Origin of the sequence: Tsuneonella dongtanensis (genome assembly GCF_001698205.1) — a bacterium.
GTDB lineage: Bacteria > Pseudomonadota > Alphaproteobacteria > Sphingomonadales > Sphingomonadaceae > Tsuneonella > Tsuneonella dongtanensis.
Genome location: NZ_CP016591.1, coordinates 168,322 through 191,035 on the forward strand (window position 1 = coordinate 168,322; position 22,714 = coordinate 191,035).

Annotated in this window: 23 protein-coding genes; 10 read left to right on the forward strand and 13 right to left on the reverse strand. The window is 66.5% G+C overall.

Features of this window, described 5'->3' with window-relative positions; all coding sequences use genetic code 11:
- Positions 1–29 precede the first annotated feature (29 nt).
- Positions 30–572 carry a peptide-methionine (S)-S-oxide reductase MsrA gene (gene msrA / locus A6F68_RS00740; protein ID WP_067674949.1) on the forward strand — a complete coding sequence of 181 codons (543 nt, stop codon included), beginning with the start codon at positions 30–32 and terminating at the stop codon, positions 570–572.
- A gap of 129 nt (positions 573–701) precedes the next feature.
- Positions 702–1,877: a sensor histidine kinase gene (locus A6F68_RS00745; protein ID WP_157096596.1), complete on the forward strand. Its 1,176-nt coding sequence runs from the start codon at positions 702–704 to the stop codon at positions 1,875–1,877.
- Positions 1,878–1,921: 44 nt separating this feature from the next.
- Here the strand turns inward: A6F68_RS00745 and A6F68_RS00750 are convergent, their stop codons facing one another.
- Positions 1,922–3,157: an RsmB/NOP family class I SAM-dependent RNA methyltransferase gene (locus A6F68_RS00750; RefSeq protein WP_067674955.1), complete on the reverse strand. Its 1,236-nt coding sequence runs from the start codon at positions 3,155–3,157 to the stop codon at positions 1,922–1,924.
- A gap of 55 nt (positions 3,158–3,212) precedes the next feature.
- Here A6F68_RS00750 and A6F68_RS00755 point away from each other — a divergent pair, with 55 nt between their 5' ends.
- Entirely contained in the window at positions 3,213–3,368 is a 156-nt protein-coding gene (locus A6F68_RS00755; protein ID WP_084001473.1) for a DUF1674 domain-containing protein, read from the forward strand.
- On the opposite strand, the gene A6F68_RS00760 is transcribed toward A6F68_RS00755, so the two are convergent.
- The 4 genes from A6F68_RS00760 to A6F68_RS00775 are packed head-to-tail and all read right to left on the reverse strand — an operon-like array spanning position 3,365 to position 8,891.
- The gene (locus tag A6F68_RS00760; protein WP_067674962.1) at positions 3,365–4,786 is read right to left on the reverse strand and encodes a cytochrome P450; all 1,422 of its coding nucleotides are present in this window, start codon (positions 4,784–4,786) and stop codon (positions 3,365–3,367) included. The two genes, A6F68_RS00755 and A6F68_RS00760, sit on opposite strands and share 4 nt — an antisense overlap.
- A gap of 36 nt (positions 4,787–4,822) precedes the next feature.
- Complete coding sequence (gene hemH, locus A6F68_RS00765; protein WP_067674965.1) at positions 4,823–5,845, reverse strand: ferrochelatase; 1,023 nt, start codon at positions 5,843–5,845, stop codon at positions 4,823–4,825.
- Positions 5,842–8,118 (reverse strand): molybdopterin cofactor-binding domain-containing protein, encoded by a 2,277-nt coding sequence (locus tag A6F68_RS00770; RefSeq protein ID WP_067674968.1) that lies wholly within the window; start codon positions 8,116–8,118, stop codon positions 5,842–5,844. Before A6F68_RS00770 ends, hemH begins: the two co-directional genes overlap by 4 nt.
- A gap of 2 nt (positions 8,119–8,120) precedes the next feature.
- Positions 8,121–8,891: an Mrp/NBP35 family ATP-binding protein gene (locus tag A6F68_RS00775; RefSeq protein WP_232308230.1), complete on the reverse strand. Its 771-nt coding sequence runs from the start codon at positions 8,889–8,891 to the stop codon at positions 8,121–8,123.
- A 273-nt stretch (positions 8,892–9,164) separates the two neighbouring features.
- Between A6F68_RS00775 and hflK the strand changes: the two genes are divergently transcribed.
- The 3 genes from hflK to A6F68_RS00790 all read left to right on the forward strand — a co-directional run bounded on the left by hflK (position 9,165) and on the right by A6F68_RS00790 (position 12,805).
- Positions 9,165–10,328, forward strand: a complete 1,164-nt coding sequence (gene hflK, locus A6F68_RS00780) for an FtsH protease activity modulator HflK (RefSeq protein ID WP_232308172.1) — start codon at positions 9,165–9,167, stop codon at positions 10,326–10,328.
- The gene (gene hflC / locus A6F68_RS00785; protein ID WP_067674973.1) at positions 10,328–11,176 is read left to right on the forward strand and encodes a protease modulator HflC; all 849 of its coding nucleotides are present in this window, start codon (positions 10,328–10,330) and stop codon (positions 11,174–11,176) included. Before hflK ends, hflC begins: the two co-directional genes overlap by 1 nt.
- Positions 11,177–11,248: 72 nt before the next feature.
- Positions 11,249–12,805, forward strand: a complete 1,557-nt coding sequence (locus A6F68_RS00790) for a Do family serine endopeptidase (protein ID WP_084001475.1) — start codon at positions 11,249–11,251, stop codon at positions 12,803–12,805.
- 72 nt (positions 12,806–12,877) lie between these two features.
- Here the strand turns inward: A6F68_RS00790 and A6F68_RS00795 are convergent, their stop codons facing one another.
- The 7 genes from A6F68_RS00795 to A6F68_RS00825 all read right to left on the reverse strand — a co-directional run bounded on the left by A6F68_RS00795 (position 12,878) and on the right by A6F68_RS00825 (position 18,124).
- The gene (locus A6F68_RS00795; protein ID WP_067674976.1) at positions 12,878–13,324 is read right to left on the reverse strand and encodes a PilZ domain-containing protein; all 447 of its coding nucleotides are present in this window, start codon (positions 13,322–13,324) and stop codon (positions 12,878–12,880) included.
- Between the two features lie 25 nt (positions 13,325–13,349).
- Positions 13,350–13,784: a hypothetical protein gene (locus A6F68_RS15125; protein ID WP_198152642.1), complete on the reverse strand. Its 435-nt coding sequence runs from the start codon at positions 13,782–13,784 to the stop codon at positions 13,350–13,352.
- Entirely contained in the window at positions 13,781–15,973 is a 2,193-nt protein-coding gene (locus A6F68_RS00805; RefSeq protein ID WP_067674982.1) for a transglycosylase domain-containing protein, read from the reverse strand. Before A6F68_RS00805 ends, A6F68_RS15125 begins: the two co-directional genes overlap by 4 nt.
- 71 nt (positions 15,974–16,044) lie before the next feature.
- Positions 16,045–16,449: a peptide-methionine (R)-S-oxide reductase MsrB gene (gene msrB, locus A6F68_RS00810; protein WP_067674985.1), complete on the reverse strand. Its 405-nt coding sequence runs from the start codon at positions 16,447–16,449 to the stop codon at positions 16,045–16,047.
- Positions 16,450–16,495: 46 nt separating this feature from the next.
- The gene (locus A6F68_RS00815) at positions 16,496–17,167 is read right to left on the reverse strand and encodes a glutathione S-transferase family protein (protein ID WP_067674989.1); all 672 of its coding nucleotides are present in this window, start codon (positions 17,165–17,167) and stop codon (positions 16,496–16,498) included.
- A gap of 69 nt (positions 17,168–17,236) precedes the next feature.
- A complete protein-coding gene (locus tag A6F68_RS00820; RefSeq protein WP_198152643.1) occupies positions 17,237–17,674 on the reverse strand; it encodes a hypothetical protein in 438 nt (145 codons plus the stop codon).
- Positions 17,675–17,764: 90 nt separating this feature from the next.
- A complete protein-coding gene (locus A6F68_RS00825) occupies positions 17,765–18,124 on the reverse strand; it encodes a hypothetical protein (protein WP_067674995.1) in 360 nt (119 codons plus the stop codon).
- Positions 18,125–18,220: 96 nt separating this feature from the next.
- On the opposite strand from A6F68_RS00825, the gene A6F68_RS00830 reads away from it, so the two are divergent.
- Positions 18,221–19,642: an NAD-dependent succinate-semialdehyde dehydrogenase gene (locus A6F68_RS00830; protein WP_067674998.1), complete on the forward strand. Its 1,422-nt coding sequence runs from the start codon at positions 18,221–18,223 to the stop codon at positions 19,640–19,642.
- A 3-nt stretch (positions 19,643–19,645) separates the two neighbouring features.
- Here the strand turns inward: A6F68_RS00830 and A6F68_RS00835 are convergent, their stop codons facing one another.
- Positions 19,646–20,560, reverse strand: a complete 915-nt coding sequence (locus A6F68_RS00835) for a YwqG family protein (RefSeq protein WP_067675001.1) — start codon at positions 20,558–20,560, stop codon at positions 19,646–19,648.
- An 88-nt stretch (positions 20,561–20,648) separates the two neighbouring features.
- Between A6F68_RS00835 and A6F68_RS00840 the strand changes: the two genes are divergently transcribed.
- Genes A6F68_RS00840 through A6F68_RS00850 form a run of 3 tightly spaced genes read left to right on the forward strand, consistent with a single transcriptional unit; the run spans position 20,649 to position 22,712 of the window.
- Positions 20,649–21,761: an S-(hydroxymethyl)glutathione dehydrogenase/class III alcohol dehydrogenase gene (locus A6F68_RS00840; RefSeq protein ID WP_067675004.1), complete on the forward strand. Its 1,113-nt coding sequence runs from the start codon at positions 20,649–20,651 to the stop codon at positions 21,759–21,761.
- Between the two features lie 58 nt (positions 21,762–21,819).
- Entirely contained in the window at positions 21,820–22,200 is a 381-nt protein-coding gene (locus A6F68_RS00845) for a VOC family protein (protein WP_067675007.1), read from the forward strand.
- Between the two features lie 8 nt (positions 22,201–22,208).
- Complete coding sequence (locus A6F68_RS00850) at positions 22,209–22,712, forward strand: prolyl-tRNA synthetase associated domain-containing protein (protein WP_067675009.1); 504 nt, start codon at positions 22,209–22,211, stop codon at positions 22,710–22,712.
- Positions 22,713–22,714: the final 2 nt, after the last annotated feature.

A 22,714-nucleotide genomic window follows, 5' to 3' on the forward strand; every position in this document is an offset into this window, starting at 1 on the left:
TATCTCGCCTGGCGCAAAGGAGATACGATGTGAACGAGCAGGCGATCGTTGCTGGCGGGTGCTTCTGGTGCACCGAAGCGGTGTTCCGCGACGTGATGGGCGTAAGCGAAGTCGAAAGCGGCTATATCGGGGGGCACGTCCCCGACCCGACCTACAAGGAAGTCTGCTCGGGCAGCACCGGGCACGCCGAGGGAATCCGCGTGACCTTCGATAATGCGGTCATTTCCCTTCCCGAGGTTTACGACGTTTTCCTCGGCACCCACGATCCGACCCAGCTGAATCGCCAGGGCAACGACGTGGGCACGCAATACCGCAGTGCGATCTTCCCGCTCGACGACGCCCAGCGCGCCGAAGCGGAAGCCGCAATCGCGCGCTGGAATGCCGAGCATCCCGGCCAGCAGGCGGTCACGACAATCGAAGGCCCAGCCGAGTGGTATCCGGCAGAGGACTACCACCAGGAGTACTGGGAAGGCGAAGGCCAGCGGAACCCCTATTGCCTGGCGGTCATCCCGCCCAAGCTGATGAAGCTCAGGAAGAGTTTCGCGAACAAGGTAAAGGGCGAAACGGCCTGACGGAAGCGGCCCGCGAAGCGACGGGATCGACGCGGTGGCGGCAGACAGCGCCGTGCCGCACGCATTTGTCTTGAAACGGGTATGAGCTAACACGCACTTGACGGGCTTCGGCGTGGCGGCATTCCGCCGGTGTCACTCCGCCTGTCGGGAGATGCCCGTTTGGAACACGTGATCGAGTACGGAAACTACATGCCGCACGGCATGTGCCTTTTGTGGCAGCCGTGGCTCGTGCTGCTATGGGCCGGGTCAGACCTGCTGATCTTCCTGTCCTACACTGCGATTCCGCTCGCCCTCATCACCGTGCTGCGCAAACGGAAGGACGTGCCACAGGCGCGGCTCGTGGTGCTGTTCGCATCCTTCATCCTGCTGTGCGGCCTGACTCACATGCTCGGCATCGTGACCCTGTGGTATCCGATCTATCCCTACGTTGGTTGGGTGAAGCTCGCCACTGGGCTCGTCTCCGTCACGACCGCGGTGGTTCTATTCAGGCTGATCCCCGACCTGATCGCCCTTCCCTCACCTGGCGCGATGAATGCAGCCAACACGAGGCTCATCGATGAGATTGCGGCACACCAGGCGACGCTGGCTACGCTGGAACGGCAGGTGGAAGAGCGGACGAAGGAACTGAAGGAAGCGAATGCAGTGCTTGCGGTGCAAACGCGTGAAGCGGTCCATCGGAGCGGCAACCTGCTTTCAGTAGTGAACTCTCTCGCGGTTCAGACGGCGAAGGGCACGCAGCGCACAGAAGAATTCCTCGGCGTCTTCCTCGGCCGGGTCCGCGCACTCGCCAACGCCACCAAGTCGATCGAACGGAAGAACGAATCATCCATCGAGCTCGATGCAGTCGTTGACGAAGGACTCGGAGTCTTCGAAGAGATTTACGGCGAACGCTTCACCTATGCGGGCCCTCCGCTCGTCATCAACCCGGAAGCCGCGCAGCAAATCAGCCTCGCACTCCATGAACTCGCCACCAATACCCAGAAATACGGGCTCTCGGCCGCCGAGACTGCGCATGTAGAGGTAAGCTGGGATGTAAAACACAGCCAGTTCGAGCTTGTCTGGCTGGAATACGGTGCTCCCGCGCTTTCCGATGAGCCGAAAGAGGAGGGGTTCGGCTCGAAGCTGCTGACCCGGGTCGTTCCGACGATGCTGCGTGGACAAGCCTCGCGGACCATCGAGCAAGGCAAGCTGGTCTATCGCCTCACTGCGCCGCTCGAGGCGGTGGTGGCAAGCGAAGAGGGCGGCGACTCCGACCGGATGGCGGCGCGGATCGTCGACGAGAGCTTCGGCCTCGACTCACGCTGAAGGCAATACGAATGGCGCAGCATTCCCCGTTCAGGCTGACTTGATCAGGCTGCGCGGCGCCAGCGGGCAGCGAAGAAGCCGTCGAGACCGCCAGCGTCCGCCAGCATCGCCGGATCGGTGCGGAGCCAGCCCTCCGCCGTGGGTTCGAGGCCGGCGGGAAGTTCGTCGGAAGCGACGGGGAACGGAGCGAGCGAAACCCGCGCAGCCTGCATCTCGCCTTCCTCGGGTTCGAGCGAGCAGGTCGCGAAAACCAGCATGCCGCCGGGCGTGAGCCAGCTCGTGGCGCGATCGAGGATAGCCGCCTGCAGCTCGGCCATCTCTTCGATCTGGCGCGGACCGATGCGGTGGAGCACGTCCGGATGGCGGCGGCAGGTGCCGGTCGCGGTGCATGGCGCATCGAGCAGGATCGCGTCCCACCGTGCGGACGGCTCCCATGTCAGCGCGTCGGCGGCGACGACCTCGGCGGCCAGTCCCGTCCGTTCGAGGTTCTCGACCAGCCGGTCGAGGCGCTTGAGGCTCTTGTCGACGCTGGTCACCCGCCACCCCGCGGCAGCGAGTTGCAACGTCTTGCCCCCCGGCGCGGCGCACAGGTCGAGAACGGCCCTTCCCTCGCCGCGCCCCAACAGGCGCGCCGGGAGCGAGGCAGCAAGATCCTGCACCCACCACTCGCCCTCTTCAAACCCCGCAAGCCGCTCGACAGCGGTCCCGCGCGGTAGCCGGACGTGACCCGGCGCGAGGGAGATGCCGCCGAGTTCGCCCGCCCAGCGATCGGTCGCGCTCCAGTCCTTCAGGGCGATGTCGAGCGGGGGCGGATCGGCGAGCGCAGCGGCAATCGCGGTCGCGCGCTCGCCCCATCGAACGACGAGAGCCGCGGGCAATGTCGGCACCTCGGGCAAACCCGCGCCTTGCTTCGTCAACGCGGAGAAGACGCCGTGCGCGAGCCGTCGGGGCCCGCCGTCGAGCAGTTCGAGACCCGTCGCGATCGCGGCGTGCGGCGGCGTGTCGAGGCGCAGCACCTGCGCGAGCATCATGCGGAGCACGGTGCGCGGCTTGGCGTCGTCGGGCAGGCGCTGCTTCGTGGCCCCGTCGATCAATGCATCGAGATCGACCAGCCAGCGAAGGGTCTCACTGGCAATCGCGCGGGCGAGACCGCGGTCGCTCTGCGTCAGCCCCTTAGCGAAGGCACGCTCGGCCATCTCGAGCGTCTCGCCGCGGCGGAGAACCGCGTCGAGCATGCGCAGCGCGGCGGCGCGCGCGGGAAGTCCCTGAACCTTGGCCATGCCGCGGCCCCTATCGACGATTGCGCTTGGGCGCCAGCGCGCCCATCTTGCCGCCATGAAACGCGCAACCAGACGTCCGAAGGAGTTCGCCAAGCCTGCGCACTGGTCGAACGACCCGCCGCCCGCGCCGGCACCGCCGCGCGACGACGAGGACCTGAGCCCCACCCGCTATGGCGACTGGGTCAGGAAAGGCATCGCGATCGACTTTTAGAGCGGCTTGAGGGTGATCTTCAGCCCGTCCTTCGGCTTGGGGATCGGCCACGGCTGCCATTCGGGCGCGTACCCGTCCGCCACCTCGATCCGGTAGCGCTGAAGCAGTTGCGCCATGAGGATCTTGACCTGCATGTAGGCGAAGTGGAGCCCGAGGCACATGTGCGCCCCACCGCCGAACGGCACCCAGGCATACTTGTGCCGCGCCTTCACCTTTTCGGGCGTGAAGCGCAACGGATCGAATGCCTCGACGTCGTCGCCCCAGTGCTCCTCAAGCCGGTGGGTAAGGTAGACGTTGAACCCGACCTCGGTTCCCGCGGGAATCCGGAAGCCCTTGTACTCGAAGCTGCGCAGCGCGCGGCGCGGCAGGCTGGGGACCGGGGGAATCAGGCGCAACGCTTCCTTGAAGGCCATTTCGACGAGTTCGAGCTTTCCGAGGTCATCGTATGCGGCGCCGCGCGGAGTTCCCGATGCATCGGGCCCGCCGGTCACGGCAAGGATTTCCTGCCGCAGCCTTTCCTGCCATTCCGGGTTCTTCGCAAGCAGCCACACCAACGAGGTGGCCGACGAGGTGATCGTGTCGTGCGCCGCCATCATCAGGAAATTCATGTGGTCGACCACCGCGTCGACGGGGAGCAGCGACCCGTCCTCTCTTATCGCGGTGGCGAACTGGCTGAACATGTCCTGCCCCAGCCCTTCGCCCGCGCGCCGACGATGGGTTTCGCGCGTGAACAGGTCGACGAGGTAAGACCGTCCGTCCACCCCGCGCTTCATCTGGGTGAAGGGAAGTGGCCGGCGTATCGGCGCGACCGAGGCCTGCACCATGTCGACGAAGGCCTGGTTGATCTTCGGCGCGTCCGGTCCCAATCCCCCGCCCAGGAAGCTCTCTGCCGCCAGGTCAAGCGTCAGCTGCTTGATCGCCGGGTAGAACAGCATGTCCCCGGTCCATCCGGCGACTTCCGAAGCGATGCCCCGATCGAGTGCTGCGGCGTAGTGGCGCATCGGCTCGGGCTTGAAGGCGATCGACAAAGCCCGCCGGTCGACGCGGTGGTGCTCGAAATCCATCAGCATAAGGCCGCGCGGAAACAGCCTGTGCAGCGTCGGCCCCCAGCCCTGTTCCGAGCTGAAGATCTTGTCCCGATCCATCAGGATCATCTCGTTGGCCTCTGCGCCGATCAGCGCGACATGCCAGCCGCCGAGCGCCCAGTTCTTGTAGACGGGTCCATAGGTCCGGTACATGCGCCAGCCGAAAGCGATCGGGTCCGCCAGCAGGCGAAACGTATTGCCCACGAGCGGGAGACCGCGTTCACCCGGAATGTGGGCAAGCGCCGCGTCGTCGGGATGGCCCACGCGCCAGTTCGCAGGCGGAATCTCGTCGGTCGGGTTAGTCCGGATGGGCGGTTCGGCGAGCGTGGCCATGGGTAGCTCCTTGAAACTTACCCTGTTGTAAGTGGCCTAGAGCCAGCCCGCAAGCTCGCGCCGCACCAGACCCTCGAGCATCGTCATTCCCACCTCGCCCGCGTTGAGGCAGGCGAGCGCGGCATAGTGGGTGCCGCCCGCCTCGACGAACTGCTCGCGACCGCGGATGGCCAGCTCTTCCAGCGTCTCGAGACAGTCCGCGGAGAAGCCCGGAGCCGCAACCGCAAGTCGGCGGGTGCCGGCCCTGGCTTCTGCTTCGAGAGTGTCGTCGGTCGCGGGTTCGAGCCACTTGGCGCGCCCGAAGCGGCTCTGGAATGTCGTGACCACGCGCAGGCCGGGACGGGAGAGCGCGGCTTCGAGCAGCCGCGCGGTCTTGCGGCACTGGCAATGATACGGATCGCCCAGGTGCAGGGTCCGCTCGGGCATGCCGTGGAAACTCAGCAACAGCACCTCGGGTACGAAGTCGAGCGCATCGAGCTGCGCACCCAGGTCGGTCGCAAGGGCGTCGATATGCAGCGGGTCGTCGTGATACGGAGGCAGGATGCGCAAGGCGGGTTGCCAACGCATTGCGCGCAGCTTGTCCGCAGCCTTGTCCACGACTGTCGCGGTCGTCGCGCCGCTGTACTGCGGGTAAAGCGGAGCCAGCAGGATGCGTTCGCAGCCTTCGTCCATGAGCGCCTGCAACTCGTCGCCGATCGAGGGCCTGCCATAGCGCATGGCATGCCTGACGCGCACTGCCTCGCCCAGCCGCGCCTGCAGTGCAGAAGCCTGTTCGGCGGTTATCGCTGCGAGCGGGGAGCCCCTTTCGGTCCAGACCTGGCTGTATGCATGCGCGCTCTTCTTCGGGCGCGTATTGAGGATGATCCCGCGCAGGATCGGCTGCCAGACAAGCGGCGGAATTTCGACCACGCGCCGGTCGGAGAGGAATTCGGCCAGGTAGCGCTTCACGCTCCTGGCATCCGGCGCGTCCGGGGTGCCGAGGTTGACCAGCAGCACGCCGATGCTGCCGCTCTTTACGGGAGGGTGCTCGGCGGGAAGCGATTGGGGTTGCCAGGTCATAGGCCCTCGGACAGCAGGGGAAGGCGGCGCAGGCGCAGGCCGGTCGCCGAATGGAGCGCGTTGGCGATCGCCGGCGGTGCGACCGCGACGCCGATTTCGCCGGGGTCTGCGGGTTCGCCCTCGCCGGGGATGAGCTCGACCGCTATCTCGGGGCAGTCGCGCAGCTGCGGCAGGTTCAGGCTGGCGAGCCGGCTGGCGGTCGGCAGGCCCGCTTCGTACGCCAGCGCCGATCCGGTCGCCAGGCTCGTTCCGAAGACCAGCCCCCCCTCGATTTGCTGGCGGGCGATGTCGAGATTGACCACTCGGCCGAGATCGACCGCGACCGAGAGTTTTTCAACCCGGACGCCGCCTTCTCCCGCCCGGGCAGTGGCGACGCAGGCAATCCGCGCGACCGGACCACCGATTTCGGGGTCGCCGATCCGCCAGCAGGCGATCCCGTTGCCGCTCTGGCCTGCGCCGCCATCCCATTGGCCGAGGCGGGCGGCCCGCTGGAGGCACTCGGCAAGCCGCGGATCCCCGCCGAGCATGGCCATTCGGAAAGACAGCGGCTCGCGCCCGACGCGAGCGGCAAGCTCGTCGATGAAACTCTCGGTCACGAAAGCAAGATAGGCCGGGGCGTTGCCGCGCATTCGCCCGCTCGGCAGGCCGACGTCGACCGGGACGTGGTCGATCGCAATGTCCGGGATAGCGTAAGGTCCCAGCGCACCCTCGAACGCCAGCGGATCGGGCGCGGAGTCCGTTGCGCGTCGCGCCGCCAGCGCAGTCTTGTTCCCGAACAGCCGCGCGCCGAACTCGGCGGTGGTGGACGGCATCGCCACCCGCAGCCGGAGCCCGGTCGGCGACCCGTCTTCCTGGGCGGTCCATGCGCTCGCGAGACAGGCAAGCGGCGCGCGCGGGCGACCCGCCACGTGCTCCTGCCACCGCGACCAGACGAGCTGGACCGGGGCGCCGACCTCGGAAGCGATCACCGCGGCTTCGATCGCATGGTCGTGCTCGAGCCGACGGTCGAAGCTGCCCCCTGCGGCCATCGGGTAGAGCACGGCGTCGTCGGCGGACAGGCCGACTGCCTTCGCCGCGGCCGCCTTGGCATGGGAGGGCGCCTGGGTCGCCATCCACAGCTCCAGCTTTCCATCCGCGAGGCGCGCGGTGGCTGAGGCGGTTTCGATCGTCGCGTGCGTGGCGGGAGCGATCTCGTAGCGATAGGTTACGGTGGGTTCGCCATTGTCGGCATCTCCCGCGCCGCGCGTCACCACGCGGCTGGCCTCGCCCTTGGTCAGCGCCTCGTCGATTGCGGTAGCGATCCGCTCGCTACTCGCGCGCCCCGTCGTGCGCCAGACCGGCGCCATTGCGGAGAGAGCCTTCTCCGCCGCCCACCAGGTATCGGCCACCGCTGCGATCCAGCCCCGCGACTTGACCACATGGCGCAAGCCGCGGACCTTCGCCGCCGCCTCGTCGTATCCGAGCAGTTCCGTGTCCCCGATCGGGCCATGCCGGATCGCGGCATAGAGCATTCCCGGCAGCCGCACGTCGCCCGCGAAAGGGAATGTCCCGTCGACCTTGGCCGGCAGGTCGAGGCGGGGGAAGCGCAGGCCCGCGGCCTCGGTCACCGGATCGGGCACCTCGGCATAGGGCGCCGGGTTGAGCGGGGGAGGGTCGGGCGGCTCATAGGCCGCTGCCTCCTCCGCGAGCGCCGCGAACGAGAAGTGCTTGTCGCCATGAAAGACGAGCCCGCCGCGAACCTCGCATTCTTCCCACGCGACATCCCAGCGGTCCGCCGCTGCCATGCAGAGCATCGCCCGTGCTGCCGCCGCCGCTTCGCGCGCGGGGGGTTCGTAGGCGGCCAGCGAGGTCCCTTCGGCGGTGGCCGTGAAGCCGGTCATCTCGGCCCAGCGACGCAAGACGAGCTTGCGCGGGTCGTCCGCGAGACCTGCGGCAAAGGGCATCCACAGCGGCGCCCACTTCGCGGCGAGCGGCAGGTTGGGATAGGCGCCCGAAACCGGCGCCGGCTCCACCGCGACGGTGCGCCAGTCGGCGCCCATCTCGGCGGCGATCACCTGCGGCAGGATCGTGGACACGCCCTGCCCCATCTCGAGCTGCGGCACCGCCACGGTGAGGACGCCATCACGCGCCAGCTTCAGCCACGCCGAATAGGCCCACTCGCCGCGCCCGGGGGTCAGGGGAGTGCCGTAGTCCCGTGGCCAAAGTCCCCAAGCCACAAGCAGCCCGCCGCCGACCGCGGCGCCCGCAAGCAGGCCCCGGCGACTGACATGCATCGCTAGGCCGCCCTCTTGTCGAGCCAGTCGGAGACCTTGCCGGCGATGGCGGCGAATACCGACGCGACCTCGCCGTCGCCGGCCGCCGGTGGTTTTCCGGCATCGCTTGCTTCGCGCAGGCTCAGCGTAAGAGGAATGCGCCCGAGGAACGGCAGGCCCGCCGCCTGAGCGGCCGACTCGACCCCGCCGCGACCGAACGGATCGCTGACCTCGCCGCAATGCGGACACGTATATCCGGCCATGTTCTCGACCAGCCCGATCACCGGCACCGGCCCCTTGGCGAACAGCTCTGCAGCTCGCTGTGCGTCGATCAGGGCCAGGTCCTGCGGGGTCGATACGATGACCGCGCCGGCAGGGCGATGCTTCTGGAGCATCGTGATCTGCACGTCCCCGGTGCCCGGAGGCAGGTCGAGCAGCAGCACCTCGATACCGTCCCAGTGCGCGTCGATCAGCTGGCCGAGCGCACCTGACGCCATCGGCCCGCGCCAGGCGAGCGCCTTCCCGGGCTCGACGAGATGACCCATCGACAGCATCGACACGCCGAAACGGCTCTGCACGGGGACGAGCTTCTCCCCGCGCGCTTCGGGCCTGACGCCTTCGGTATCGAGCAGAGTGGGCTGGCTCGGCCCATATATATCGGCGTCGACCAGTCCGACCTTTCGGCCCATCCGCGCCAGGGCGACAGCGAGATTGGCGGTGAGCGTTGACTTGCCTACCCCGCCCTTGCCCGAGCCGACCGCGATGATGACCGGGGCGGCAGGCTTGTCGGCCATGACCGCTACGCGCACTTCGCTAACACCCTCGGCCTGTCCGACCAGGTCCCTGACGGCGCCTTCCAGATCGGCGCGGGTCGACGCATCGAGCCCCGACCCGTCAAGGATAACGGTTACGACGCCGTCGCGCGTCTTGAGCGACCGGACGCGCGCCGCGACGCTGTCGGGCAGTCGGTCGATAAGCGACTTCTCATCCATATGCCGCCGCGCACTAGCAGCAAAATCGAAGCTGCCACCCCTGTTTTTCCCGCCGAGGCTTCCTATAAGTGCCCCATGGACATGAATGATGGGTTGGGACGCGTGATCGGCCTCGCAATGGCGGGGAAGAGCCCGTGGGGTGGCGGCAAGAAGCCGGAAGGCGAGCCGGAGGTACCCTCGACGGGCGACGATCCCGTGCAGCCCGGTAAACCTGCCGCGGATACCCCTGCGGACGACAAGCCCAAGCGCAAGGGGCCGCGCAACCCCTGGCTTCCTGTTGGCGACGAGCCACGCCGCTCCGCCAGCATCGAGGACATCTTCAAGCATCGCGGACCCGAAGGTCCGCGGCGCACGATCGGCGGCGGCGGCGGTCCCGGTTTCCGTCTGCCCGAGCGCCCCGGCGGGAAGAGCTGGTTTCCGCTCGCAATCGGCGCGATCGTCGCCGTCTGGCTCGGCTTTTCGATGATCCACCAGGTCGGACCGAAGGAAGAAGGTGTCGTCACCACCTTCGGCAAGTATTCGCGCACGTTGACGCCCGGCCTCAACGTGACCTTCCCCTGGCCGATCCAGAACGTCGACATCGAACAGGTCAGCGAATTCCGGATCGAGCAGATTCCCGAAGGCACCGCGCAGAAGCTCATGCTCACCGGCGATCAGAACCTCGTCGACCTGAGCTACATCGTCCGCTGGTCGATCAAGGACCTGAAGCAGTTCCGTTTCGAACTCGCCGATCCCGAAGCGACGCTGCGCGACGTTGCCGAAGCCGCAATGCGCGCCTCGGTGGCGACCAAGCAACTCGACGACGTCCTGTCGGGCGCCGGCCGGGCTGACATCGAGGGCTCGGTGCTCACTCGCATGCAGGCGATCCTCGACGCGTACCAGTCGGGCATCGCTGTTCAGGGCGTGCAAATCCGCAAGACCGACCCGCCGAAAGAGGTCGAGGAAGCGTTCAAGGACGTGTCCGCCGCGCAGCAGGATGCCGACGCGGAAATCAACAAGGCCGAACTGTATGCCCAGCAGGTGCTGGCCAGGGCGCAGGGCGATGCCGCTTCGTTCGACAAGATCTACGCCCAGTACAAGCTGGCACCAGAAGTGACGCGGCGACGCCTCTACTACGAGACCATGGAACGCGTGCTCCGCAACAACGACAAGACCGTGATCGAGGCGCAGGGCGTGACGCCGTATCTGCCGCTGCAGGAAGTCCGCAAGCGTCCTGCCCAGAATGAAGGAGCCCAGTGATGGAGACCTTCTTCGAAACTCACCGCAACTCGCTGATCGCGATCGCCGTCGCGATCGTGGCGGCTCTGTCGACAATGGTTGTCGTGCCCGAGACCGAGGAAGCGGTCATCATCCAGGCGGGTCGCCCGGACCGGGTTGCCAACCGCTTCAAGCCCGACGTTCCCTATGGCGAAACGGGCGCCGGTATCGTGATGCGCATTCCGTTCTACGAGCGCGTCGAACGGATCGACAAGCGCGTGCTCAACGTCGACATGGAGCCGCAGACGGTTCTCTCGACGGACCAGCTCCGCCTGAACGTGGATGCTTATGCGCGCTACCGGATCATAGACCCGGTGCGCATGGTACAGACCGCAGGCACCCTCGCGACGGTGGACAGCCAGCTTTCGGCGGTGCTTTCATCGGTCGTCCGGCAGGAACTTGGTCGGCGCAGCTTCGCCTCGCTTCTAACGGCCGAGCGCGGGACGACGATGGCCAACATTCGCACCAAGCTCGACGCACAGGCCCGCAAGTACGGCGCGCAGGTGATCGACGTGCGCATCAAGCGCGCCGACCTGCCCGACGGCAGCCCGCTCGAATCCGCATTCCGCCGGATGCAAAGCGCGCGCAAGCAGGAGGCCGATACGCTGCGTGCGCAAGGCCTCAAGAACGCGCAGATCATCCGTGCCGAGGCCGAGGCCCAGGCCGCGAAGATTTACGCCGACGCCTATGGCAAGGACCCGGAATTCTACGACTTCTACCGCGCGATGCAGAGTTACGACACGACGTTCGCGCCGGACTCAAAATCGGGCAGTTCAATCATACTTTCGCCCGACAACGAGTACCTGAAGCAGTTCCGCGGACGGCGTTGACCGTTGGTCGATGCGTTCAATCGCGGTTAAGCCCCGCGCACGAGATTCTGGTGGCGGGGACATATTGGCAAGATGCAAGACAAGGATACGACCCGCGTGCGATATTCCTACGGACTGACCTCGGCGCTGCTGCTTGGCGGCGCGGCGCTCACGCTGGCCACCGGTTACCCGGCAGGCGCGCAGGTGGCGCAGAACGACGACAGTCAGATGGCCCGGATGGTGCCTCGCGCCGGCGCGCCCGAGAGCTTCGCCGACCTCACCGCGCAGCTTCAGCCGGCGGTGGTCAACATCTCCACCCGTCAGCGCATCCAGGTTTCGAGCGGCGGCAATCCCTTTGCCGGGACGCCATTCGAGGGCCTCTTCGGCAATCGCGGCGGAGGCCAGCCCCAGACCCGCGAAGCGCAGTCGCTGGGCTCGGGCTTCATCATTTCGGCCGACGGCTACGTCGTCACCAACAACCACGTGATCGCGCCGCAGGGCCGCGGAGAGGTCGAGGAAATCACGGTCACGATGACCGACGGGACCGAGTTTCCTGCCAAGCTTATCGGTAACGACGCCTCTTCCGACCTGGCGGTGCTCAAGATCGAACGGCGTGAGCCGTTTCCATTCGTTCGATTTGGGGATTCGAGCCAGGCGCGCGTGGGCGACTGGGTGATCGCGATCGGCAATCCCTTCGCGCTGGGCGGTACGGTAACCTCGGGCATCGTCTCGGCGGTCTACCGCAACACCGGCTCGGGCGGCGCGTATGACCGTTACATCCAGACCGACGCCAGCATCAACCGGGGGAACTCCGGCGGACCGCTGTTCGACATGCAGGGCAACGTCATCGGCATCAACAACGCCATCTTCTCGCCCTCGGGCGGCAGCGTGGGCATCGGTTTCGCCATCCCCGCCGAGATCGCCGCGCCGATCGTCGAGAAACTGCGCAGCGGCCAGGACATCGAGCGAGGTTACCTCGGCATCCAGATCCAGCCTGTTGCGGGCGACCTCGCCGATTCACTCGACCTGCCGCAGAACCGTGGCGAATTCGTCCAGTCGGTCGAGCCGGGGCAGGCTGCCGACAAGGCCGGAATCAAGCCTGGAGATGTGGTGACGAAGATCAACGGCAAGGACGTGACCAGCGACCAGACGCTGTCCTTCCTGGTCGCCAACATCGAGCCTGGCACCCGCATCCCCATCGAACTGTATCGCGAGGGCGAGCGCCGCACGGTGACCGCCACGGTCGGCAAGCGGCCGAGCGAGGAAGAGCTCGCGCAGTCGCAGATGTTCAACGGCGACAACCAGCAGGAAGACAACCGTCCGACCCCCGGCGCGAGCAGCGGCGAAGCGCTTGCCGAGAACCTGGGCCTGCAGGTCTCGCCGCTGACGCCGCGCTTCGCGCAGCAGCTCGGCGTGTCGCCCGACAGCGGCGGCCTGGTCATCCTCGGCGTCGATCCCAACGCCGACGTGGGCCAAAAAGGCCTTCAGCGCGGCGACATCGTCGTCACCGCGAACTATCGCCCGGTCAACACCGTTGCCGATCTGGAGACGATCGTCAGCCAGGCGAAGGCGTCCGGTCGCGAGAGCGTGTTGCTCCGAATCCAGAGACGCGGGCGGCCGCTCACCTATGTGCCCATCCGGCTGCGCTGACGCGCAGTAGCTGGAACTGCAAAACGGAAGCCCGCCACGGCCCACGCCGCGGCGGGTTTTCGTTTGCCCTCGTCAGGCTGCCTTCCTGAGCAGGCGCCGCAGCCAATGCGGGAGCAGCGAAGCGGGTCCGAGCGGACCGCGACGCACTTCGGTCTCGGCTTCGACGTTGATATCGACCGCCGGTTCGACACCGAGCGTCGCGGCTAGCGGCCCCGACAGCGACTGGTGAAAGCGAACCCCTGCGCTGCGCGCTGCAGACCACATGACCTGTCCGGTCAACCGCCGGCCGGGACCGAAGTCGAGGTGGACCGTCGACCCCTGTGGCACCGCGATTCCGTCCATCGTGCGGATGCGACAGCCTGTGCGTGAGACGTCGACCAGCTCGACCCTGTGCGGGCTGGCCGGGATGCGCGCGATCGCACATGCGTCCGATTCTATTCGGTCGGCAGAGCGCCTGTCACACACCGCCCCCATGGCGTCGGCGACTTCATCGAAAGACTTGCTCTGTTGACTGGACATGGGCTGCGACCCTCTTCCTGCTCGCTCAATCTTCGTTACCGTCTGGCGGGTTCTGCCGCGCCACGTGATCGAGGACCGCGGGATGCAGCGGCCTGTTGAATTCGAAGCCGGCGTTGGCATCGTCCTTCCAGCGCAAGGACGCGCCAAGCAGTTCGAGCCCGCCGAACCGCACCGCGAACGAACGCCCTCCCATGGGTGCGCGCGCCTTGATTCCGGCGCTGAAACCCTCCGCGGAGAGATCGACCACCGTTATGGGGACCTGGGAGCCGAGACTGCACTTGAGCGACCCGGCAATCGCCGTGTCATGACGCACCGACTTGCGCCGCTCGCTATTTTTGAAAGACGACATCGCAACACTCTCTTCACTGAAGGATCGAGAGCGACCTTGTGTTATCCTGCGATTGTCGTCCGGATGATTGAAGGAAGTATTAAGCTGAGCGGACAGAATATAGAGCGTCAATTGCTCGGTTGGCGCTGACTCGTGACGGGTGGCGCAGGCGGCACGGCCGATTGGCGCGGCCGCGGTGACGGCTGCGGCGCAGGAGGCCTTCCACCGGTAGCGCGATTGAGGAAGTCGTCGCTGGCCGCCTGTGTCGCCTCGTCGACCGGGGCAGGCCGACGCGATGGCTGCCCGGGTATCTGCTCCCCTTCCACCGGGAACTGATCCGCCTGCGGGCCCTGCCCGGGACCCGGCCGCTGCGGTTCGACAAGATTGCCCGCGTCGTCGATGTAGTAATAGTCATCCGGGTCGCCCCCGAACATGTACTCCTCGTCCGGTTCGAGCTGCCAGTCGGGAAGCTTCAAATCGGTCTCGAACTGCTCGACCGGTCGATCCTTGACCGCATACCGCATGTAGGCTGCGAAGGCGCGTGCGGGAGCGGTTCCACCCTGCAGTCCGGGCACCGCCTTGGCGTCGTCGCGGCCCATCCACACGCCGGTGGTGATACCGCTCGAGAATCCGAGGAACCACCCGTCCTTGTTCGAGCTGGTCGTTCCCGTCTTGCCCGCGACCGGCCGGCCGATCTGTGCCGCGCGCCCGGTCCCGGTGCTCACCGCCGTCTGCAGCAGGTCGGTCATTCCGGCGGCCACGTAATCTGGGACAAGCCGCGTCGAACTCCGCTGTTCGTGCTGGTAGAGGAGGTCGCCATCGGTGGTGGTGACCTTGACGATGCCGTAGGGCTCCAGGCTGGTCCCGCCCGCGGAGACGCTGGCGAAGGCGCGGGTCATGTCCAGCACGCGGGTCTCGCTGCTGCCGAGAACCATCGAGGGATAGGTCGAAACGGGGGTCGTGATTCCGAACCGCCGGGCCATCGAGGCGACCGTACCGAAGCCGACCTCGTTGCCCAACTGCGCGGCGACCGTGTTTTTCGAATAAGCAAACGCCGTGCGCACGTCGATTTCGCCGGCGTACCCTCCGCCCGAATTGCGCGGGCTCCAGCCGTCGATCGTCACCGGCACATCCTTCACCCGGTCTTCAGGGGTGTAACCGGCCTCGAGCGCGGCGAGGTAGACGAACAACTTCCACGCAGACCCCGGCTGGCGGACAGCCTCGGTCGCGCGGTTGTAGTTCGAGGTGACGTAATCGGTCCCGCCGACCATCGCCAGGATAGCCCCATCGCGATCCATGCTGACGAGTGCCCCTTGCGTCCCCTTCGGGACGTTTGAGGAAATAGCCGTCGCGGCCGCCTGCTGCATGCCGACATCGAGCGTGGTCCACACCTCGATCGGTTCGAACGTCTCGGGCAGAAGTATCTCGAGCTGCGGCAGCGCCCAGTCGGTGAAGTAACGGACCGAGTTCTGGCTCGCGTCCTTCTTGAGCTTGACGGTCGAAGGGTCGACCTGCGCTTCGCTCGCGCTGATCCGTCCCTGCTCGCGCATGAGCCGAAGCACGACGTTCGCGCGGCCGACTGCCGCATCGACGTCTGCGGTCGGCGAATAGCGGCTCGGCGCCTTGACCAGCCCGGCGATGATCGCCGCTTCGGCCACCGAGAGGTCGGTCGCGTCGTGACTGAAGAACTTGCGGCTGGCCGAATCGACCCCGTAGGCACCGCCGCCGAAGTAGACCTTGTTGAGATAGAGCTCGAGAATCTGCTGTTTCGAGAACTTGGTCTCGAGCGCCATCGCCAGCACGATCTCGCGCAGCTTGCGGTCAATCGAACGGTTGGAATTGAGGAACAGGTTACGCGCCAGCTGCTGGGTGATGGTCGAGGTCGCGCCCAGTCGGCGGTCGCCGGTGATCCAGACATACACGGCGCGCACGAGCCCGATCGGATCGATGCCGGGATGCGAGAAGAAGCGCCGGTCTTCTACCGAGACCATCGCGTCCTTCATGACTTCGGGGATCTGCGAGCTGTCGAGCCATTTGCCGTAGCTTGGCCCGAGTTCGACCAGTTCACTGCCGTCGCGCGCACGCACGACGATCGTCTGGCCCGGCTGCGTTGCCTTGAGCGCCGAATAGCTCGGCAAGGAGCGCGCCGCGAATACCACCGCGAGCGCGAGGAAGATCACCCCCAGGATAGTGGCGCCGCCACCCCAGATGAGACCGCGGCGCACCCACAGACGCCAGCCGGTCGGCTCGTCCTTGGGTGCCGCCGATTGTCGCCGTCGCTGCGTCTTGGCCGCCGCGCGCCGGCTTCCCCTCTCCGCCATCTACCTGTCCCGCACCCTCAATCCACCACGTGCGCGGGGTGCATAGGCCAAGTGGAACCCCGCGTGAACGGCTATTCCTTCGGCGCGAAGTTCAGCGCTGCAGAATTGATGCAATAACGCAGGCCGCCCGCGTCGCGCGGTCCGTCCGGGAACACGTGGCCGAGATGCCCGGCGCAATTGGAGCAGACGACTTCGGTGCGGATCATGCCATGGCTGAGGTCGCGGTGCTCCGTGATCGCGCTCCCTTCTGCCGGAGCGGTGAAAGCGGGCCAGCCGCAGCCGCTGTCGTACTTGTCGTCGCTTTCGAAGAGGCGCTGGCCACAGCCGGCGCACGAATACTCGCCCGGCGCGTAATTCCTGTCGTACTTGCCGGTGAAGGCCCGTTCGGTGCCCTTCTCACGCAGAACGTGAAACTGCTCGGGGCTCAGCTTCTGCCGCCACTCTTCAGCGGTCAGGTTCGGGAAATCGATAGTCATCGGCAGGTCTCCTTGCCGAGGAATATGGGGTGCCGACCGGCGCTCCTCAACCATCCACCTTGGCGTAGTGGGCGGGAGGCTGGATGACTTCCATCCGCTCGGTCAACAGGGGGCGGAAGCTCGGTCGGCTCTTGAACACGGCATACCAGCCTCGCGCCTCGTCGTGGCCGGTCCAGTCGATCCCCCCGAGATAGTCGGCGACCGAAATCTGCGCCGCCGCCGCAAGGTCGGCCAGGCTCATCGTCGATCCTGCAAGCCAGGCGCGGGTTTCGACCAGCCAATCGACGTACTCCAGGTGCTCGTGCGCCAGTTTCATCGCTTCGCGCAGGACCCGGCTGTCGGGCGGCTGGCGCAGAACGATGCGCTTCTTCATTCGCTCGTGCAGCAACGGCGCAACCACGTCGCCGTAGAAGTTCTCGTCGAACAGCGCGACAAGGCGGCGGATCTCGGCCCGGTTGGCGGCCGTCCCGTTGATCATCGCCGACTTGTCGACCGTTTCTTCGAAGTATTCGCAGATCGCCCGGCTGTCGGCGAGGACGATCCCCTTGCCCTTGTCTTCGAGCACCGGGGTGCGGCCGGCTGCATTGAGGCGCCAGAAACCCTCGGACGGATCCCAGGGATTCTCGCGCCACAATTCGTACCCGACGCCCTTCTCGCTCAGCAGCAGGCGGACCTTGCGGCTGAACGGGCAAAGGGGGAACTGGTAGAGGCGCCACATGACCCCGCGCTCATGCACGACGCACGGGCGCAAATCCACCGGCAGGAAAGAATTAGACGGCGAAAACCGTCAGTAACGCGCGCTGGCTTCGTCCATCGCCGCGCGCATGCGCTCGGCCATCTCGCGCAAGGCGGGAATCATCGCGCCCATGCCGCCAGCCATCGAACCCATGGCGCCCATCATCCGCGGAAGACTCTCGCGGACCTTGCCGGGCACGTCCTCGGCATCGGGCGAAACGCTGCGCAGGGTCATATCGGGATCGACGTCGTCGGGATCTTCGCCAGCCGCTTCGGCGACTGCCTTGGCGAGCGGCGCAAGGGGAAGGTCGAGCAACGCTTCGCTCGCCGCGGCCATGCCTTCGGCAACGGCGGCCTGCATCGCCGGATTCTTGAGCGTGGACTCGATCTCGGAGGTAGCGATTTCGGTATCGCTCGCCTGCGCGAGCGCGGGCATCGGTGCCGCAATCGCAAGGACGGCAAGAGTACGGGTCAGGACGCGCATGGGCATTGCTCCGGCGATCGAAAGGCTGACGAATCGGCGAACAGCATAGTTCATGCGCGCTTGCACCGCGCTGAACGGCCCGTTCAACCCGCCGTGTCAGAGCCCCGACGCGTCGAGAAGGAGAAGGCACGGCGGCATCGCGGCATCGAGCGCCGACCGGTCGGAAAGCAAACGTGCGTATTCGGAAATCGACGCCGCCACCGACTCGCGGCTGCGTCCCGTCTCGTCCATCACTTGCGCCGATGCGCGCACGAAGAATTCACGACCGCGCGTCCCGAGAACGGGCCAGTCGGTCTTCTCGCCGCGCCCCTGGATCGCCGAGCCGAGTGCGAACGCGGCCGAACACCGCAGGGCTGAAGCCTGTTGCAGTGACAGCGGCGCCTGTTCGGAAACGACTGGCTGAGCCACGGCCGGAACGGCGAGGAGAGCGAACGCAGGAAACAGGCGAAGGATCATGGCGCCGCTCTAGCCCGGCTCACCTGAACCGCGCCAGACCGCATTGACGATGGCGTTGCGCACCGCCATCGCGAGGGCAATCGAGGAGATGTCCGAATGACCCAAGTGCCCCTGTCGATCGCCGGCGAAACCCTGAGTGGAGATGGCCGCGAAGTGGCCGACGTGCTCGACCCGTCGACCGGCGAGGCCATCGGCACCGTGGTCCACGCCACGACCGCCGATCTCGACCGCGCGCTCGACGCGGCAGCACGCGGGTTCAAGACGTGGCGAAACACTCCCGCCGACCAGCGCAGCGCCGTGCTGATGAAGGCCGCCGGCCTGATCCGTGAACGCGCGAAGGACATCGGCGCGAGTATCACGCGCGAACAGGGAAAGCCGGTCAAGGAAGCGATCGGCGAGACGGTCTACTGCGCGATGCTGCTCGAATTCTACGCGGGCGAGATCAAGCGGCTTTATGGCCGCACGCTGGTGCGTCCGGCAGGCAGCCGGGTGGAGGTCCAGTATCACCCGGTCGGCCCGGTCGCCGGGTTCGCTGCGTGGAACTTTCCGGCGCTCAACGTCATGCGCAAGATCGGCGGCGCGCTTGCCGCGGGCTGCTCGACGATCGTCAAGCCGTCGGAAGAAACCCCCTCGGGCGGGCTGGCGATGGTCCAGGCGCTGATCGATGCCGGAGTACCCGGCGAGGCAGTGCAATGCGTGTTCGGCGTCCCCGACGAGGTCAGTCGGCACCTCCTTGCCAGCCCGGTCATCCGCAAGGTGACCTTCACCGGCTCGACTGCGGTCGGCAAGCATCTGGCGAAACTCGCCGCAGACGATCTCAAGATCGCGACGATGGAACTCGGCGGACATGCCCCGGTCCTCGTCTTTGCCGACAGCGATATCGACAAGGCACTCGACACGATGACCGCGAACGCGTTCCGCAACGCCGGGCAGGTCTGCGTGAGCCCGACACGATTCCTCGTGGAAGAACCCGTTTTCGCGAAGTTCCGCGACGGGTTCGTCGAGCGGACGAAGGCGCTCAAGGTCGGCAACGGCTTCGAGAAAGATATCGACATGGGCCCGATGGCCAGCCCGCGCGGGCTCGAGCGCATGGAGAGCATGATCGGCGATGCAAAAACGCACGGGGCAAAGGTGCTCGCGGGCGGCGAACGCATCGGCAACCAGGGCTGGTTCCATGCGCCCACGGTGCTCGCGGAGGTTCCGACCGGGGCCGAGATCATGAACGAGGAGCCCTTCGGACCCGTTGCCATTCTCAACTCCATGGCGGGCGAGGATGCGATGATCGAGGAAGCCAACCGGCTGCCCTATGGCCTGGCGGCATATGCCTGGACCCAGAACCCTGCGCGTCGCCGCCGCCTCGCGGCCGAGGTCGAAGCGGGCATGCTGGCGATCGACACGGGCGGCGTGTCCGCTGCGGATGCGCCATTCGGGGGGGTGAAGTGGTCGGGCTACGGCAGCGAGGACGGGCGCGAGGGCGTGCTCACCTGCATGGTCACCAAGACAGTGCACGAAGGGTAGGCGTCAGCTGCAATCCCACTGGTAGGCGACGCGGCTGAAGTCGCGCGCCAGCAGGTCCGCGCGACGGATCATGAACTGGCCTTGCCCCATGTCGCCCCACATGACCGTGCGATCGCTCCACAGGTTGAGGAGCACGCGGTCGTAATCGTTGTACGCGGGCGTCCCGCGCCAGTCGTCCTGCGTGAATTCGGGATTCCCGCCGATGTGATGGCGTTCGGGCCGGGCGGTGAATTGCGCGTTGACCAGTCGGTTGACCCCGCCGCGGCCGCGCCCTTCCGCGATGTCCCGCAGATCGCGATGAAACCGCCAGTCGTTGATCGTCGGTTCGTGCACTCCGGCGCGGCCGGCCAACCGGTAACCCGTCGTCACCGATCGTGGTTCGAGCGGCGAATTCGGGTCGAAGTTGTGCCTCGGATCGTTGCGCACCTTGCCAAGATGCATCGCCCCGGGACCGTCGAGTGCAGGTCTCCACAGCACCCGGAAGCTCCCGCCTTCCGGGCGATCGAGATCGGCGCCGAAATATATGTCGTGCCCGATGAAGAATTGCAGCACGCCCGCTTCGGGGTAGTCTTCTAGACGAGGCAAGCTCGCGAAATCGACTTGCCCGAGGAACGTCATCGGCACGCCTTTGGCGTCTGCGGGCCAGGTTTCCCCCGCCGGCAGCCAGACCGGCCCGCCGATTCGCGATCCGCCGGGTGTGGACAACGCGGGACCCACAGGCTCGAGGAAGATCGCCGGAAGCGCATTCTCTTTCTGCCACGCGCGGAACCGGCGGACCGCCTCCTTGTCCGCTGGCGTGTCATCCACCGGCAAATCGAGGGGCGGCAAGCCGCCTGCCTCTCCTCCGCCGCGCGGCGCGCACCACCCCAAGGTCGAAGCCACGGCAAGGGTGGCGATGGCGGTGCGGCGATCGATCATCCGCAAAGGCTAGCGCGCGCAAGCTTGCCATTCCGTTCACGCGGTGCGAGCGGTTGCCTTCCCGTCCGCTACCATGAGTTCACGCAGCATGAAGACCCGCGCCGCCGTTGCCTTCGAAGCCAAGAAGCCGCTGGAGATCGTCGAACTCGATCTCGAAGGCCCGAAGGAAGGGGAGGTGCTGGTCGAGATCATGGCGACCGGTATATGTCATACCGATGCCTACACGCTCGACGGGCTCGATAGCGAGGGTCTGTTCCCCAGCGTGCTGGGGCACGAGGGCGCGGGAATCGTGCGCGAGGTCGGGCCGGGGGTGACCTCGGTCAGGCCGGGCGACCACGTCATCCCGCTCTACACCCCCGAATGCGGCAAGTGCAAAACCTGCCTCAGCGGCAAGTCCAACCTCTGCACGGCGATCCGCGCGACGCAGGGCAAGGGCTTGATGCCCGACGGCACCTCGCGCTTCAGCTACAAGGGGCAGACGATCTACCACTACATGGGCTGCTCGACGTTCTCGAACTTCACCGTCCTTCCCGAGATCGCCGTCGCCAAGATCCGCGAAGACGCGCCGTTCCAGACCAGCTGCTACATCGGCTGCGGAGTGACCACCGGGGTCGGCGCGGTGACCAAGACCGCCAAAGTCCAGCCGGGCGACAACGTCGTCGTGTTCGGCCTCGGCGGGATCGGCCTGAACGTAATCCAAGGTGCGAAGCTCGCAGGCGCGAACGTCATCCTCGGCATCGACATCAATCCCGAGCGCGAGGAATGGGGCCGCCGCTTCGGCATGACCCACTTCCTCAACACGAAGGGTATGAGCCGCGATGAGACCGTCGCGAAGATTGTCGAGCTGACCGACGGCGGGGCCGACTACAGCTTCGATGCCACGGGCAACACCGAGGTCATGCGCACCGCATTGGAATGCTGCCATCGCGGCTGGGGCACCTCGATCATCATCGGGGTGGCCGAGGCGGGCAAGGAAATCGCGACGCGCCCCTTCCAGCTCGTCACGGGTCGCAACTGGCGCGGGACCGCGTTCGGCGGGGCCAAGGGCCGGACCGACGTTCCGCAGATCGTCGACATGTACATGGACGGGCTGATCCAGATCGACCCCATGATCACCCACGTGCTGAGCCTCGAGGACATCAACAAGGGCTTCGACCTGATGCACGCAGGTGAATCGATCCGCAGCGTCGTGGTCTATTGACGCGCGGCCGCTTGCCGATACGAGTAGCAAGTCGCAACCGAGTTACCAGGAGAGCCGAATGTACAGCCACATGATGGTCGGATCGAACGACATCGACCGGTCGAAGAAGTTCTACGATGCGACGTTCAAGGCAATGGGCGGGCGCGAGGGCAGCGTCGATCCGAAGGGCCGGCTCGTGTACCTGCACAACGGCGGCATCTTTCTGGTCACCAAGCCGATCGACGGCGCGGAAGCGACCGCCGGAAACGGCTGCACCATCGGTTTCGCCATGACTCCCGAGCAAGCCGATGCCTGGCACGAGGCGGGCGTCGCGAACGGCGGTACGGCCATCGAGGATCCGCCGGGCGTGCGCGATGGCGGCGCGGTGAAGATGTACCTGGCCTACCTGCGCGATCCGGACGGCAACAAGCTCTGCGCGTTGCACCGCATCCAGTCCTGATACCACAGATGCGCGGCGAGGCCGGCCTGCTGGCAGACCTTGCCGCGCTCGGCATCGCGCATGCGTCGCACGAGCACGCCGCCGTCTACACCGTCGAGCAAAGCCGCGCGATCGAGCGCGACTGGCCCGGCGAAAGCACGAAGAACCTCTTCCTGAAGGATACCGCCAGCGCATTCTGGCTGGTGACCGTCCCTGCCGAAGCCCGGGTCAACCTCAAGGCCCTCCCCACGGCCATCGGCAGCAAGCGGGTCAGCTTTGCCAAGGCCGAAGACATGGAGCGTCTGATCGGCATTCTACCGGGCTCGGTGACGCCGCTCGCCATGATCAACGCGGCGCCCGGAACCGTGACGGTCGTGCTCGACGCAGGGCTGGCTGCAGCGGAGCGGATGAACGTCCATCCCTTACGCAACACCGGTACCATCGGGCTTGCCGGCGCGGACGTATTGCGCCTCCTCGCCCATTGGGGGCATGATCCGGTTGTCGCCGGAATTCCGGTGCAGCCGGGGGAGTAAAG